This is a genomic window from Pseudomonas sp. GW822-FHT02E03 (assembly GCF_058802325.1).
Map to the genome: position 1 here is coordinate 1 of NZ_JBXAOA010000076.1, position 13,865 is coordinate 13,865.

The window sequence follows — 13,865 nt, forward strand, 5'->3', positions numbered from 1 at the left end:
CCCCCCCCCCCCCCCCCCCCCCCCCCCCCCCCCCCCCCCCCCCCCCCCCCCCCCCCCCCCCGCTCCCACAGGGAATGTGCAATTTTTTTGGAGAGGGATTTCAGATGGGACTGTGAGGGTCAGCAACATCGTTGCTGACCCTGGACACAGATCCGGTGGGCCTGATCAGATCATCGGGCCCTGAGGGTCTCAGGCGTCGGGCGCCTGATCTTTCGGTGCTTCAGTTTCGTCTGTAGCCACTTCGCCTTCGGTATCCGGGTTCAGTGCTGCTGCTTCTTCTTCAGCTGTAGCTTTCTTGCGCTGAAGCTTTTCCTCTTTCTTCTGCTCCTTGGCCAAGTCTCTCTGACGTTTGGCGAAGGAATAATTAGGTTTAGCCATGGGCGATCCTCTGGGGTCGAAGGTGAGGTTGAGCGGCGCATATTCTGCCCTGTATCGATGCCGAGCCGTTAGCTGGGTTTTTGCTCGGTCCATTTTGGCGGTACCGAGGGTTGCCAGGCGTCCAGTGCATCGAGCAGGGTTTGCGGCGATTCGCTCATTTGCAGCATGTCACGGTGCGCTTCGCGAACGAAGCCTTCGCCGACGATATGATCAAGAAAAGACGTCAACTTGCTGTAGAAACCGTTTACTTCCAGCAAACCCAGCGGTTTTCCGTGATAGCCGAGCTGGCCCCAGGTCCAGACTTCGAACAGCTCTTCCAGCGTGCCCAGGCCGCCGGGCAGAGCAATAAAGGCATCGCTGAGCTCGGCCATTCGCGCCTTGCGCGCATGCATGCCGTCGACCACTTCCAGGCGAGTCAGGCCGCTGTGGCCGATTTCCTTGTCTTTGAGGCTCTGCGGGATGATCCCGATCACTTCACCGCCGGCCGCCAGCGCCGCATCGGCAACGATCCCCATTAGCCCGACGGCGCCGCCGCCATAGACCAGGGTCAGCTTGCGCTCGGCCAACGCTCGCCCCAGGGCGACAGCCGCTTCACGATAAGCCGGGTTAGTGCCAGTGCTGGCACCGCAAAATACACAAACGGACGCTAAAGACATGCCTTACTCCATGGTCATCAGGGCCACAGAGTAAAGGCAGGCTTGCCTCGTTCCAAGGGTTAAACCTCGCGTTTTGGTGTTTCACAGGTGCCACTGGCGCCGCAGGCGTAGGCGGCGAGCAAACTGCACAACAAGCTGTTGAAAGGCATGACAGACGCTCCAGATGAGAGATGACGGCCCTGATGATAGGGCCGTGCCAGACGTCTGGCTGGTAGATTGTTTCGATGAGTGTCATAGTCCGAAAGTTGTATACAATTTTTGATTCAGGTCATAGGAACTTGCGAAGATTTCAGGCAGTCTTCTGTCCATTAGCACTTTTGTTAACCCTGCCTTGGAGATTCACCATGTTTGCCAAACTTGTTGCGGTATCCCTGCTGACACTGGCCAGCAGCCAATTGATGGCCGCCGAATGCAAGGTCACTGTCGACTCCACTGACCAGATGTCCTTCGATACCAAGGACATCACCATCGACAAGAGCTGCAAGACGTTCACCGTGGAACTGAAACATTCTGGCAGCCTGCCGAAAAACGTCATGGGTCATAACTGGGTGCTGAGCAAAGAAGCCGACATGCAGCCGATCGCCACTGACGGCCTGTCGGCTGGCATCGACAAGAACTACCTGAAAGACGGCGATACCCGCGTCATCGCCCACACCAAAGTCATCGGCGCGAAGGAAACCGACTCGGTAACTTTCGACGTGTCGAAGCTCAATGCTGCTGAAAAATACGGTTTCTTCTGCTCGTTCCCAGGCCACATCTCGATGATGAAAGGCACTGTTACCCTGAAGTGATTAAATTGCGTTCATAAAAAAAGCGTCCTGCGAGGGACGCTTTTTTTATGCCTGACGATAGACCGAGTCATCGTTTTTCGCGGGCAAGCCTCGTTCCTACAGGATTTGTGTCGTGCCCATTACCGGGGTCCGACACAAAATCTGTGGGAGCGTGGCTTGCCCGCGAAGGCGTCGGTACAGACTCCGACGTCCTTATGGCGCAAACGGCATCACGCGCTTGTGATGGGTCTTTTTGTACGTGTCGCAGATGATCTTGAACGCTTCCTCACGTACCGGCTCACCATGCAGGAAGGCATCGATCTCGGCGTAGGTCACGCCGTGGGATGCTTCGTCCGGTTTGCCCGGTGACAGGTCTTCAAGGTCGGCGGTCGGGATTTTTTCCACCAGCGACTCCGGCGCGCCGAAGCTGCGGGCAATCGTCCGGACCTGATTTTTCACCAGGCCGCTCAGCGGTGCGAGGTCGCAGGCGCCGTCACCGAATTTGGTGAAGAAGCCCATCACCGCTTCTGCCGCGTGATCGGTGCCGATCACCAGGCCATGAGCCGCGCCAGCGATGGTGTATTGCGCGACCATGCGCATCCGCGCCTTGGTATTGCCCAACACGAAGTCCACCGAGACCGCGTGCTTGCCTTCGAAGGCCGCCACTTCACTGGCCAGGGATTTGACTGCAGGGCCGATGTTCACCGTGTGGCGCTCATCCGGGGCAATGAAGTCCACCGAAGCCTGGGCGTCGTGTTCATCGAACTGCGTTTCGTATGGCAGGCGCACGGCGATGAACTTGTAGTTGCTGTCCCCGGTACGTTCGCGCAGTTCACGCATGGCACGCTGGGCAAGCAGGCCGGCGGTCAGAGAATCGACGCCACCGCTGATGCCGAGCACCAGGGTCTTGAGCCCGGAATCGACCAGGCAGTCCTGGATGAAGGTGATCCGCCGGGCGACTTCAGCCTCAAGGGCGAGTTGGTCCGCGAAGGGCGGCTGGACCTTGAGCTGTTCAGCAATCTCACGCTGTACGGCTTGCATGAATTCACTCCTTGCTTGATGTACTGGAAAGGGTGGCAGGTACTTGGAAAACATGTCGCAAGTAGGCGACGAAATTCGGGTCTTTACAGTGAGTCTTGCCAGGCTCATCAGAAATTTTGGCCACCGGTTGACCATTGCAGGCCGTCATTTTAAGCACGATGCTCATCGGTTCGACACCCGCAATGTCACACGTCAGGTTAGTGCCGATACCGAAGCTGACATTGATCCGACCGCGCAATGCCCGAAAAATCTCCAGAGATTTGGGTAGCGTCAGGCTGTCGGAAAACACCAGGGTTTTGCTCATCGGGTCGATGCCAAGCTTGTGGTAGTGGGCAATGGCTTTTTCCGCCCACTGTACCGGGTCACCGGAGTCGTGGCGCAAGCCGTCGAAGAGCTTGGCAAAGAACAGGTCGAAATCGTTGAGGAAGGCATCGGAGGTGATGCAGTCGGTCAAGGCGATCCCCAGCAAACCCCGGTATTCGCGGACCCAACAGTCGAGGGCGGCAATCTGGCTGTCGATCAGCCGTGGACCGAGTTGCTGGTGGGCCATGATCCATTCGTGAGCCATGGTGCCCAGCGGCTTCATGTCCAGCTCCCGGGACAGGTGCACGTTGCTGGTACCGACGAAGCGACCGGGGAAGTCATGCTTGAGCACGTTCACCACTTCTTCCTGTACACGGTACGAAAAGCGACGGCGGGTGCCGAAATCGGCTACCTGCAACTCGGACAATTCGTCCGCGCTGGCGTTGGCGGACAGCCAGTCGAACTTGCGATAGAGCTGTTCACGGGCCTGTTCCAGAATGATTTCCCGGTAGCGATAACGGTTGCGCACTTCGCTGACCATGGCCAGTAGCGGCACTTCGAAAAGAATCACGTGCAGCCACGGCCCGCGCAGACGGATGAACAACTCGCCGTTTTCAATGCCGGTATGGATATAGCGAAGATTGAAGCGGAACAGACCGAGAAAACGCAGGAAGTCCGGTTTCAGGAAGCTGATGCGCTCCAGGAAACTCAATTGATCGGCACTCAGGCTCAACTCAGCCAGGCGCTCAATCTGGAAACGGATCTCCGCCAGGTATGGGCGCAGATCCTCACTGTTACGGCAACGAAACTCCCATTCGACTTCCACGTTCGGGTAGTTGTGCAGCACCGCCTGCATCATCGTCAGTTTGTAGAAGTCGGTGTCGAGCAGGTTCTGCACGATGCGATCGGCAAACACACTCTCGCTCATAACGGGGTTCTCCAGGCTGGCCGCGGCCCGTGGCAGCGACGTTGCAGCTGTTTCAATGAATGGGGCTAGTGGCGCATATCAGCGGTGAGGATTGCCAGCGATTTTTTAGATCGCAGCAGATCCCTGTGGGAGCGGGCTTGCTCGCGAAAGCGTAATGCCAGTCAACATTGATGTTGAATGTGCCGGCCCCTTCGCGAGCAAGCCCGCTCCCACAGGTATTGAGTGCAACCCTAAATTTGCGGTATGTCTGGATTATCGATTTGCTCCAGCATCCACTTCACAAAATCCCGCACCTTGGGTACTTCCGCCGAATGCTCCGGGTACGCCAGGTAATAGGCGTCGGTGCTGGGCATTGCATGCTTCCAGGGAATGACCAGTTTGCCGTCAGCCAATTCCTCTTCCACCAGAAACTTCGGCAGCAGCGCCACGCCGCAGCCGACCTGCGCGGCGCGGATGCACATGTAGAAGGTTTCGAAACGCGGGCCGTGGTAGCTGTGTTCGGTGTGGTAGCCCTGACTGTCGAACCAGTCGTGCCAGGCCTGGGGCCGGGAAGCGTTCTGCAGCAGGACCAGGTCGGTGAGTTGCGTAGGGTCGGTAAACGGCGTATCCGGCAGGCTGCCCGGTGCGCAGACCGGCACCAGTTCCTCGCCAAACAGCTTCAGGCATTCGGTGCCGGGCCGTGAGCCCTGGCCAAAGTAGAACGCCAGGTCACTGCGACCTTGCAGCAGGTCGTCGGCTTCCTGCTCGCTGCACAAGTCCAGATGGATCGACGGATGGCGCAGGCGCCAGCCTTTCAGGCGCGGCACCAGCCAGCGTGCACCGAAGGTCGGAGGTGTCGAGACACGCAAGACTTCGGTATCACCGCCGTAGGAGCGTAGGTAATGGGTCGACATTTCGACTTGGGTGAGAATTTTTCGCACTTCCACCAAGTACAAATCGCCGGCGGGGGTCATTTGCAGACGTCGGCGCACCCGGCGGAACAACAAGTGTTGCAACAACTCTTCGAGTTGCGCGACCTGTTTGCTCACGGCGCTCTGCGTCAGGTTCAGCTCTTCGGCGGCACGAGTGAAGCTCAAATGCCGGGTCACGGCCTCGAAGCACTGCAACGCGGTGATCGACGGCAAGTAGCGTTTATTCAGCATGGGTGGTCCTTTTTCTTGTTTCTCTGTGCTCTTTTTTACCGGCAGATTCGCAGCATGAATAAACGGAATGATATCTCTCTTAAAGGTCGTTTGTTGGGTAACCTCCGGGGAGCTAAAACTACAGGTCTGATCAGCCGGATTAATCCGGCTGCACGTTTTCTGTTTTTTGCTTGAGGAGTGACCCATGGTTGCCGCATTGCTTGATCGTCTTGGTGTGAACCCGGCCCTGTACCAGAACGGCAAAGTGCCGGTGCATTCGCCTATCGATGGCAGCCGTATCGCTGCCGTGAACTGGGAAGGCGCCGCTGAAGTCGAGCAGCACATCAGTCGCGCAGATCATGCGTTCGAACTGTGGCGCAAGGTTCCGGCGCCACGCCGCGGTGAATTGGTGCGCCAATTGGGCGACATCCTGCGCGAGTACAAAGCCGACCTCGGTGAGCTGGTGTCTTGGGAAGCTGGCAAGATCACTCAGGAAGGTTTGGGTGAAGTTCAGGAAATGATCGACATCTGCGACTTCGCGGTCGGTCTGTCCCGTCAGCTGTACGGTTTGACCATCGCCTCCGAGCGTCCTGGCCACCACATGCGCGAAACCTGGCACCCACTGGGCATCGTCGGCGTGATCAGTGCGTTCAACTTCCCGGTCGCCGTTTGGGCCTGGAATGCCACGCTGGCGCTGGTCTGCGGTAACCCGGTGATCTGGAAACCGTCGGAGAAAACCCCGCTGACCGCGTTGGCCTGCCAGGCATTGTTCGACCGCGTCCTGAAAAATTTCAGCGACGCACCGCCGCACCTGAGCCAAGTGATTATCGGCGGCCGCGATGCCGGCGAAGCGCTGGTCGATGACCCGCGTGTCGCATTGGTCAGCGCCACCGGCAGCACCCGCATGGGCCGCGAAGTGGCGCCGAAAATCGCGGCACGTTTCGCGCGTAGCATTCTGGAACTGGGCGGCAACAACGCGATGATCCTCGGCCCAAGCGCCGATCTGGACATGGCCGTACGGGCGATTCTGTTCAGCGCCGTCGGCACCGCCGGTCAGCGTTGCACCACGTTGCGTCGCCTGATCGCCCACGAGTCGGTGAAGGAAGAAATCGTCACCCGCCTCAAAGCTGCTTACTCCAAGGTGCGCATCGGCCATCCGCTGGAAGGCAATCTGGTGGGGCCGCTGATCGACAAACACAGCTTCGAAAACATGCAGGACGCGCTGGAGCAGGCCTTGAGCGAAGGCGGCCGGGTGTTCGGCGGCAAGCGTCAGCTGGAAGACAAATTCCCCAACGCTTACTACGTTTCGCCAGCCATCGTTGAAATGCCGGAGCAGAGCGATGTGGTGTGCAGCGAAACCTTCGCGCCGATTCTGTACGTGATCGGTTACAACGATTTCGAAGAGGCATTGCGCCTGAACAACGCCGTGCCACAAGGCCTGTCGTCGTGCATCTTCACCACCGACGTGCGTGAAGCCGAGCGGTTCATGTCGGCGGTGGGCAGCGATTGCGGCATCGCCAACGTCAACATCGGCCCGAGCGGCGCGGAGATTGGCGGTGCGTTTGGCGGCGAGAAGGAGACGGGCGGTGGTCGTGAGTCCGGTTCGGATGCATGGCGCGGGTACATGCGTCGTCAGACCAATACCGTTAACTATTCGCTGGAGTTGCCGTTGGCTCAGGGGATTACATTCGATTAAGCAGCGGCAAGCTACAAGCTTCAAGCTTCAAGCAGACTGGCTTGCAGCTTGTAGCTTGCGTCTTGTAGCTGCTCCGACAGGAGCTTGCAATGCCGTTACGCGAAGAGTGTCTGTGGGAAAAACTGACGCCGCAAAGGCCCGACAACGTGGCGCTCAAGGGTGAGGTGACGGTGGATGTCTGCGTCATCGGTGCCGGTTTCACCGGTTTGTCGGCGGCGGTGCATCTGCTGGAACAAGGTAAAAGTGTCTGTGTGCTGGAAGCCCATCGCGCGGGTCATGGCGGTTCGGGGCGTAACGTCGGGCTGGTCAATGCCGGAATGTGGATTCCACCGGATGAAATCGAAGTCGGTTTCGGCGAGGCGGTCGGCAGTCAGCTCAACCGCATGCTGGGTGCGGCGCCGTCTCTGGTGTTCAGCCTGGTCGATAAATACAACATCGATTGCCAGTTACGCCGCGAAGGCACGTTGCACATGGCGCACAACGCGCGTGGCGAAGCGGATCTGCGCAGTCGCGAAGAACAATGGAAACGTCGTGGTGCACCGGTGGAGCTGTTGACCGGTCAAGCCTGCGAACAAGCCACCGGCACAAAAAAGATCGCCGCCGCCTTGCTCGATCGGCGTGCCGGCACGATCAATCCGATGGCCTACACCACGGGGCTGGCCAACGCGGCCATCAGCCTCGGCGGTCAGCTGTTCGATCATTCCCCGGTCACCCGACTCGAACGTCAGGGCCAGCGTTGGTCGGTACAAACCGCCCAGGGGTCGGTGCTGGCCGAGCAGGTGGTCATCGCCTCCAACGCCTATACCGAAGGTGACTGGACGGAGCTGCGGCGCAATTTCTTCCCCGGTTATTACTATCAAGTGGCCTCGGTGCCGCTGACTGAAGACGCCGCGCAGCAGATTCTGCCCGGCGGCCAGGGTTCCTGGGATACCCGACAAGTGCTCAGCAGCATCCGTCGCGATGCCGAAGGGCGGTTGTTGCTCGGCAGTCTCGGCAATGGCAACCAGAAACCGACCTGGTTCCTGAAAGCCTGGGCCGACCGGGTTCAGCAGCATTACTTCCCGTACCTCAAACCAGTGGAGTGGGAATGCACCTGGACCGGTTGCATCGCTTTCACCCCCGATCATTTGATGCGCCTGTTTGAGCCGGCGCCGGGTCTGGTGGCCGTCACCGGCTACAACGGGCGAGGCGTGACCACCGGTACAGTCGTCGGCAAAGCCTTTGCCGATTATTTGTGTAATGGAAATCCTCAGGCCTTGCCGATTCCTTTCGCGCCCATGCAGCCATTAGCGGGTGTGGGGCTGCGAAGCTGCCTGTATGAGGCTGGATTTTCGTTGTATCACGCGGGCCAGTGCCTGCGGATCGTCATCTGATTGTTGAAATATGTTGCTGGAAGCGGCGCTTTTCAGCGAAGCGGCTAGCCTGTAATGGTGCGGGTTGTAGCAGTCCCCGCACCAGCAGTGTGCAGTTCGGTGACGCGGGCTGTTACAGGCTGGTTGCACATCGTTTGGCGTTGCGGTTGCAATGATGGCGCGTGCGGGTTGCGCCTTTAAAAATAAATGGTTTCACCTCCCGCGGTTTAGACGGTTGCACGCCCAATGAAAATGGGCCCGAAACAGTCGAAAAAACAATAAGGCAGCGACTTTTCCCAGAATAAAAAACCGATGGCACGGCCCTTGCTCTGAGCATTCAGTGAAGTCGCAGTGCCAACTAAAAAAAACCTTGGAGCACCACCTCATGTCCCAGACGTTTTACAAGAAAGGCTTTCTGGCCCTCGCAGTGGCAACTGCGTTGGGTGTTTCTGCGTTTGCTCAGGCTGACATCAAGATCGGCGTAGCGGGTCCAATGACGGGCGCCAACGCGGCATTTGGCGAGCAGTACATGAAGGGTGCGCAAGCAGCGGCTGATGCAGTCAACGCCGCTGGCGGTGTCAACGGGGAAAAAATCGTACTGGTCAAAGGCGATGATGCCTGCGAACCGAAACAGGCTGTGACGGTCGCCAAGGACCTGACCAACCAGAAAGTCGCTGGCGTAGTCGGTCACTTCTGCTCCTCGTCGACCATCCCGGCCTCCGAGATCTACGACGAAGCGGGCATCATCGCGATCACTCCAGGTTCCACTAACCCGGCTGTCACCGAACGCGGTCTGAGCGCCATGTTCCGTATGTGCGGGCGTGACGACCAGCAAGGCATCGTCGCCGGCGACTATATTGTTGACGTGCTCAAGGGCAAGAAAGTGGTGGTCCTGCACGACAAGGATACCTACGGCCAAGGTCTGGCGGATGCTACCAAGGCTCAACTGGCCAAGCGCGGTGTAACGCCAGTGCTGTATGAAGGCCTGACCCGCGGCGAAAAAGACTTCAGCACCATCGTTACCAAAATCCGCGGCGCTGGCGCCGACGTCGTTTACTTCGGTGGTCTGCACCCGGAAGCCGGCCCTCTGGTTCGTCAACTGCGTGAGCAAGGCCTCAAGGACGTCAAGTTCATGTCCGACGACGGCATCGTGACCGACGAACTGGTGACCACCGCTGGCGGTCCGCAATTCGTTGACGGCGTACTGATGACCTTTGGCGCCGACCCACGCCTGCTGCCAGACAGCAAGACCGTGGTGGACGATTTCCGCAAGAAAGGCACCGAGCCTGAAGGCTACACCCTGTACGCCTATGCTTCGGTCCAGACCCTGGCTGCAGCCTTCAACGGCGCCAAGTCCAACAAGGGCGAAGAAGCGGCTGCATGGCTGAAGAAGAACCCGGTCAAGACCGTCATGGGCGAGAAGACCTGGGACAGCAAGGGCGACCTGAAAATCTCCGACTACGTGGTTTACCAGTGGGACAAGGATGGCAAATACCACCAGCTGGAAAAACAGAAGTGATATGACTTGCTGATTGCCCGGCGCCTTGTGCGCCGGGCAATCAAAGAACATGTCCGTGCAGTACCTGTCTTTTCTCGTAGAGCTGCATATCACCGTGTTGCGTCGGCGGCTGAACCCCGGTCCGGCGCACCCGGTTTTTGTGCAGTCTCTCAAATGCGTGAGATTGCGTTATGGATGGTATTTTCCTGCAGCAACTGGTCAACGGCCTGACCCTCGGGTCGGTCTATGGCCTGATCGCCATCGGCTACACAATGGTCTATGGCATCATCGGCATGATCAACTTCGCCCACGGCGAGGTTTACATGATTTCCGCTTACCTCGCGGCAATCAGTCTGGCTCTGCTGGCATACTTCGGTATTGAATCCTTCCCCCTGCTGATGCTTGGCACACTGGTCTTCACCATCATCGTCACGGCGGTGTATGGCTGGGTCATCGAGCGCGTCGCCTACAAACCGCTGCGCAACTCCACCCGACTGGCACCGCTGATCAGCGCCATCGGTATTTCGCTGATCCTGCAAAACTATGCACAGATTTCCCAAGGCGCCCGTCAACAGGGAGTACCGACGCTACTGACCGGTGCATGGCGAGTTGAAGTCGGGACCGGCTTCGTCCAGCTGACCTACACCAAGATCTTCATTCTGGTTGCCGCGTTCGTCGGGATGGCCCTGCTGACCTACGTCATCAAGTACACCAAGCTCGGTCGTATGTGCCGCGCCACCCAGCAAGACCGCAAGATGGCCTCGATCCTGGGGATCAACACCGATCGCGTCATTTCCTACGTGTTCATCATCGGTGCGGCGATGGCGGCCCTGGCCGGCGTGCTGATCACCATGAACTACGGCACATTCGACTTCTACGCGGGCTTCATCATTGGCATCAAGGCGTTCACCGCCGCGGTACTTGGCGGGATCGGCTCTCTGCCAGGGGCAATGCTTGGCGGGATCATTCTCGGGATCTCCGAGTCGCTGTTCTCCGGATTGGTCAACTCGGACTACAAAGACGTTTTCAGCTTCTCGCTGCTCGTTCTCGTTCTGGTCTTTCGGCCCCAAGGCCTGCTCGGCCGTCCTCTTGTGTCGAAGGTGTAAGCGATGTCTTCAACCACTAAAAAAACCATTGATCTCAAAAGAAGCCTGGTTGACGCGATTCTTGCCGGCCTGGTGGCCCTGATTGTGTTCGGCCCGATTGTTGGCGTGGTCCTCGACGGCTACGGCTTCAACCTGGAAGCGACCCGGGTGGCATGGATTGTCGCCATCGTCATGGCTGGCCGCTTTGCCTTGAGCCTGTTCCTGCAAACCCCCAAGGGCCTGAGAATTCTCGAAGGCTTTGAAAGCACTGGCTCCGGGGTTCATGTACTGCCGCCTGATTACAAATCCCGCTTGCGCTGGATCATTCCGGTGATGATCGTCATCGCCGTGGTGTTCCCGTTCTTCTCCAACTCCTACCTGCTGGGCGTGGTCATTCTCGGGCTGATCTACGTTCTGTTGGGCCTGGGGCTGAACATCGTGGTCGGCCTGGCCGGCCTGCTCGACCTCGGTTATGTGGCGTTCTACGCCATTGGTGCCTACGGCCTGGCGCTCGGTTATCAATACCTGGGGCTGGGTTTCTGGACGGTGCTGCCGCTGGCGGCAATCACTGCCGGGTTAGCCGGTTGCATCCTGGGTTTTCCAGTACTGCGCCTGCACGGTGACTACCTGGCGATCGTGACGCTGGGGTTCGGTGAAATCATCCGGTTGATCCTCAATAACTGGCTGTCCCTGACCGGCGGCCCGAACGGTATGGCGGCTCCGTTGCCAACGTTCTTTGGCCTGGAGTTTGGCAAAAGAGCGAAGGAGGGAGGCGTTCCGTTTCATGAGTTCTTCGGCATTGCCTATAACCCGGACGTGAAGTACTACTTCATATACGCAGTGTTGTTCCTGGTGGTTCTGGCCGTGCTGTACATCAAGCACCGCTTGACCCGGATGCCGGTCGGCCGTGCGTGGGAAGCGTTGCGTGAAGACGAAATCGCCTGCCGTTCCATGGGCCTGAACCATGTACTGGTCAAGCTCTCGGCGTTCACTATCGGCGCATCGACTGCCGGCCTGGCGGGTGTGTTCTTCGCTACTTATCAGGGGTTCGTCAACCCGACCTCGTTCACCTTCTTCGAATCGGCCCTGATCCTCGCCATCGTCGTCCTCGGCGGCATGGGTTCGACCATCGGCGTGGTGATTGCGGCGTTCGTGCTGACTGTCGCCCCGGAACTGCTGCGCGGCTTCGCTGAGTATCGCGTGCTGCTGTTCGGCATCCTGATGGTATTGATGATGATCTGGCGACCGCGCGGCCTGATTCGGATCAGCCGCACCGGTGTGACCCCGCGTAAAGGAGTAGCGCCATGAGCGAAGTCGTACTCTCGGTAGACAAACTGATGATGCACTTTGGCGGCATCAAGGCTCTGAGCGATGTCAGCCTGAAGGTCAAGCGCAACTCGATCTTCGCCCTGATCGGCCCCAACGGCGCTGGCAAGACCACCGTGTTCAACTGCCTGACCGGGTTTTACAAAGCGTCCGGCGGGCATATCGAACTCAACACCCGCGGTGTGAAAACCGACGTCATCAAAATGCTCGGGGAACCGTTCAAGGCCGTCGATTTCGTTTCACCCAAAAGCTTTATCAACCGACTCCGCTACAAGATGTTCGGCGGCACGCACCTGATCAACCGTGCCGGTCTGGCGCGGACTTTCCAGAACATTCGCCTGTTCAGGGAAATGTCGGTGCTGGAAAACCTGCTGGTGGCCCAGCATATGTGGGTCAACCGCGGCATGCTGGCCGGCATCCTCAACACAAAGGGTTACCGCAAGGCCGAAAGCGATGCGCTGGACCATGCGTTCTACTGGCTGGAAGTGGTGGATCTGGTGGACTGCGCCAACCGCCTGGCCGGTGAGCTGTCCTACGGTCAGCAACGCCGTCTGGAGATCGCCCGGGCCATGTGTACCCGGCCGCAGATCATCTGCCTCGACGAACCGGCCGCCGGCCTCAACCCTCAGGAAACCGAAGCGCTGAGCGCGATGATCCGGCTGCTGCGCGACGAGCACGATCTGACCGTGGTGCTGATCGAACACGACATGGGCATGGTAATGAGTATTTCCGACCACATCGTTGTACTGGACCACGGCGTTGTCATTGCCGAGGGCGGGCCTGAAGCGATTCGACACGATCCGAAAGTGATTGCCGCCTACCTGGGCGCCGAAGAAGAGGAAGTGGTATGAGTAAACCCATCCTCGAACTCAAGGATCTGGACGTGTTCTACGGGCCGATCCAGGCCCTGAAGAAAGTCTCGTTGCACATCAATGAAGGTGAAACCGTCAGCCTGATCGGCTCCAACGGTGCCGGCAAATCGACCCTGCTGATGTCGATCTTCGGCCAGCCGCGGGCGGCTGACGGGCAAATCGTCTATCAGGGTGTGGATATCACCCACAAGTCGTCCCACTACATTGCGTCCAACGGTATTGCTCAATCGCCGGAAGGCCGGCGGGTGTTCCCTGACATGACCGTCGAGGAAAACCTGTTGATGGGTACGATTCCAATTGGTGACAAGTACGCCAAGGAAGACATGCAACGCATGTTCGAGTTGTTTCCACGGCTCGAAGAACGGCGTACCCAACGCGCCATGACCATGTCTGGCGGCGAGCAGCAAATGCTCGCCATCGCCCGGGCGCTCATGAGCCGGCCAAAGCTGTTGCTGCTCGATGAGCCGAGCCTGGGTCTGGCGCCGATTGTGGTGAAACAGATCTTCGCGACCCTGCGGGAACTGGCCAGCACCGGTATGACCATCTTCCTGGTGGAGCAGAACGCTAACCACGCTCTCAAGTTGTCGGACCGGGCCTACGTGATGGTCAACGGCGAGATCCGCCTCAGCGGCACCGGCAAGGAGCTGCTGGTGAACGATGAGGTGCGTAACGCCTACCTCGGCGGCCACTGAGTTCTCCATGCAACAACGAGCCCCGACGAGCAATCGCCGGGGCTTTTTTCTATCCATAAAACACCACAAACCCTGTGGGAGCGGGCTTGCTCGGGTAGAAACCGGAGACATCCTTTACGTTTTAAACCGGAGACATCGTTTACAGGT

13 protein-coding genes are annotated in these 13,865 nt (G+C 58.6%); 8 read left to right on the top strand and 5 right to left on the bottom strand.

Annotated elements, in window-relative coordinates; translation table 11 throughout:
• Positions 1 to 189: 189 nt before the first annotated feature.
• On the bottom strand, positions 190 to 378 hold the full coding sequence (locus AC1RQB_RS27470) for a hypothetical protein (protein WP_007902706.1): 189 nt from the start codon (positions 376 to 378) through the stop codon (positions 190 to 192).
• A gap of 68 nt (positions 379 to 446) precedes the next feature.
• Positions 447 to 1,034, bottom strand: coding sequence for a cytokinin riboside 5'-monophosphate phosphoribohydrolase (locus AC1RQB_RS27475; protein ID WP_007902708.1), 588 nt, complete (start codon positions 1,032 to 1,034; stop codon positions 447 to 449).
• Positions 1,035 to 1,378: 344 nt separating this feature from the next.
• On the opposite strand from AC1RQB_RS27475, the gene azu reads away from it, so the two are divergent.
• Positions 1,379 to 1,825 (top strand): azurin, encoded by a 447-nt coding sequence (gene azu, locus AC1RQB_RS27480; RefSeq protein WP_008068899.1) that lies wholly within the window; start codon positions 1,379 to 1,381, stop codon positions 1,823 to 1,825.
• A 192-nt stretch (positions 1,826 to 2,017) separates the two neighbouring features.
• Here the strand turns inward: azu and nadE are convergent, their stop codons facing one another.
• The 3 genes from nadE to AC1RQB_RS27495 all read right to left on the bottom strand — a co-directional run bounded on the left by nadE (position 2,018) and on the right by AC1RQB_RS27495 (position 5,218).
• Positions 2,018 to 2,845 carry an NAD(+) synthase gene (gene nadE, locus AC1RQB_RS27485; protein WP_063341734.1) on the bottom strand — a complete coding sequence of 276 codons (828 nt, stop codon included), beginning with the start codon at positions 2,843 to 2,845 and terminating at the stop codon, positions 2,018 to 2,020.
• Positions 2,846 to 2,849: 4 nt separating this feature from the next.
• Positions 2,850 to 4,076 (bottom strand): nicotinate phosphoribosyltransferase, encoded by a 1,227-nt coding sequence (pncB, locus tag AC1RQB_RS27490; RefSeq protein ID WP_008068907.1) that lies wholly within the window; start codon positions 4,074 to 4,076, stop codon positions 2,850 to 2,852.
• Positions 4,077 to 4,306: 230 nt separating this feature from the next.
• On the bottom strand, positions 4,307 to 5,218 hold the full coding sequence (locus tag AC1RQB_RS27495; protein WP_063341733.1) for a LysR family transcriptional regulator: 912 nt from the start codon (positions 5,216 to 5,218) through the stop codon (positions 4,307 to 4,309).
• Between the two features lie 184 nt (positions 5,219 to 5,402).
• Between AC1RQB_RS27495 and amaB the strand changes: the two genes are divergently transcribed.
• The 7 genes from amaB to AC1RQB_RS27530 all read left to right on the top strand — a co-directional run bounded on the left by amaB (position 5,403) and on the right by AC1RQB_RS27530 (position 13,718).
• The gene (gene amaB / locus AC1RQB_RS27500; RefSeq protein WP_063341732.1) at positions 5,403 to 6,893 is read left to right on the top strand and encodes an L-piperidine-6-carboxylate dehydrogenase; all 1,491 of its coding nucleotides are present in this window, start codon (positions 5,403 to 5,405) and stop codon (positions 6,891 to 6,893) included.
• Positions 6,894 to 6,982: 89 nt separating this feature from the next.
• Entirely contained in the window at positions 6,983 to 8,266 is a 1,284-nt protein-coding gene (gene amaA / locus AC1RQB_RS27505; RefSeq protein WP_063341731.1) for an L-pipecolate oxidase, read from the top strand.
• A gap of 364 nt (positions 8,267 to 8,630) precedes the next feature.
• Positions 8,631 to 9,764 (top strand): ABC transporter substrate-binding protein, encoded by a 1,134-nt coding sequence (locus tag AC1RQB_RS27510; RefSeq protein ID WP_063341730.1) that lies wholly within the window; start codon positions 8,631 to 8,633, stop codon positions 9,762 to 9,764.
• Positions 9,765 to 9,934: 170 nt separating this feature from the next.
• A complete protein-coding gene (locus AC1RQB_RS27515) occupies positions 9,935 to 10,849 on the top strand; it encodes an ABC transporter permease subunit (RefSeq protein ID WP_008068915.1) in 915 nt (304 codons plus the stop codon).
• A gap of 3 nt (positions 10,850 to 10,852) precedes the next feature.
• Positions 10,853 to 12,136: a high-affinity branched-chain amino acid ABC transporter permease LivM gene (livM, locus tag AC1RQB_RS27520; protein WP_038978730.1), complete on the top strand. Its 1,284-nt coding sequence runs from the start codon at positions 10,853 to 10,855 to the stop codon at positions 12,134 to 12,136.
• Entirely contained in the window at positions 12,133 to 13,005 is an 873-nt protein-coding gene (locus tag AC1RQB_RS27525) for an ABC transporter ATP-binding protein (RefSeq protein WP_008009771.1), read from the top strand. The genes livM and AC1RQB_RS27525 overlap by 4 nt, the downstream gene beginning before the upstream one ends.
• Complete coding sequence (locus AC1RQB_RS27530) at positions 13,002 to 13,718, top strand: ABC transporter ATP-binding protein (protein ID WP_007902726.1); 717 nt, start codon at positions 13,002 to 13,004, stop codon at positions 13,716 to 13,718. The genes AC1RQB_RS27525 and AC1RQB_RS27530 overlap by 4 nt, the downstream gene beginning before the upstream one ends.
• Positions 13,719 to 13,865: the final 147 nt, after the last annotated feature.

Excerpts from the sequence above, each read along its gene's own strand:
- AC1RQB_RS27470 (WP_007902706.1), bottom strand. The coding sequence starts at position 378 with ATGGCTAAACCTAATTATTCCTTCGCCAAACGTCAGAGAGACTTGGCC.
- AC1RQB_RS27475 (WP_007902708.1), bottom strand. The coding sequence starts at position 1,034 with ATGTCTTTAGCGTCCGTTTGTGTATTTTGCGGTGCCAGCACTGGCACT.
- azu (WP_008068899.1), top strand. The coding sequence starts at position 1,379 with ATGTTTGCCAAACTTGTTGCGGTATCCCTGCTGACACTGGCCAGCAGC.
- nadE (WP_063341734.1), bottom strand. The coding sequence starts at position 2,845 with ATGCAAGCCGTACAGCGTGAGATTGCTGAACAGCTCAAGGTCCAGCCG.
- pncB (WP_008068907.1), bottom strand. The coding sequence starts at position 4,076 with ATGAGCGAGAGTGTGTTTGCCGATCGCATCGTGCAGAACCTGCTCGAC.
- AC1RQB_RS27495 (WP_063341733.1), bottom strand. The coding sequence starts at position 5,218 with ATGCTGAATAAACGCTACTTGCCGTCGATCACCGCGTTGCAGTGCTTC.
- amaB (WP_063341732.1), top strand. The coding sequence starts at position 5,403 with ATGGTTGCCGCATTGCTTGATCGTCTTGGTGTGAACCCGGCCCTGTAC.
- amaA (WP_063341731.1), top strand. The coding sequence starts at position 6,983 with ATGCCGTTACGCGAAGAGTGTCTGTGGGAAAAACTGACGCCGCAAAGG.
- AC1RQB_RS27510 (WP_063341730.1), top strand. The coding sequence starts at position 8,631 with ATGTCCCAGACGTTTTACAAGAAAGGCTTTCTGGCCCTCGCAGTGGCA.
- AC1RQB_RS27515 (WP_008068915.1), top strand. The coding sequence starts at position 9,935 with ATGGATGGTATTTTCCTGCAGCAACTGGTCAACGGCCTGACCCTCGGG.
- livM (WP_038978730.1), top strand. The coding sequence starts at position 10,853 with ATGTCTTCAACCACTAAAAAAACCATTGATCTCAAAAGAAGCCTGGTT.
- AC1RQB_RS27525 (WP_008009771.1), top strand. The coding sequence starts at position 12,133 with ATGAGCGAAGTCGTACTCTCGGTAGACAAACTGATGATGCACTTTGGC.
- AC1RQB_RS27530 (WP_007902726.1), top strand. The coding sequence starts at position 13,002 with ATGAGTAAACCCATCCTCGAACTCAAGGATCTGGACGTGTTCTACGGG.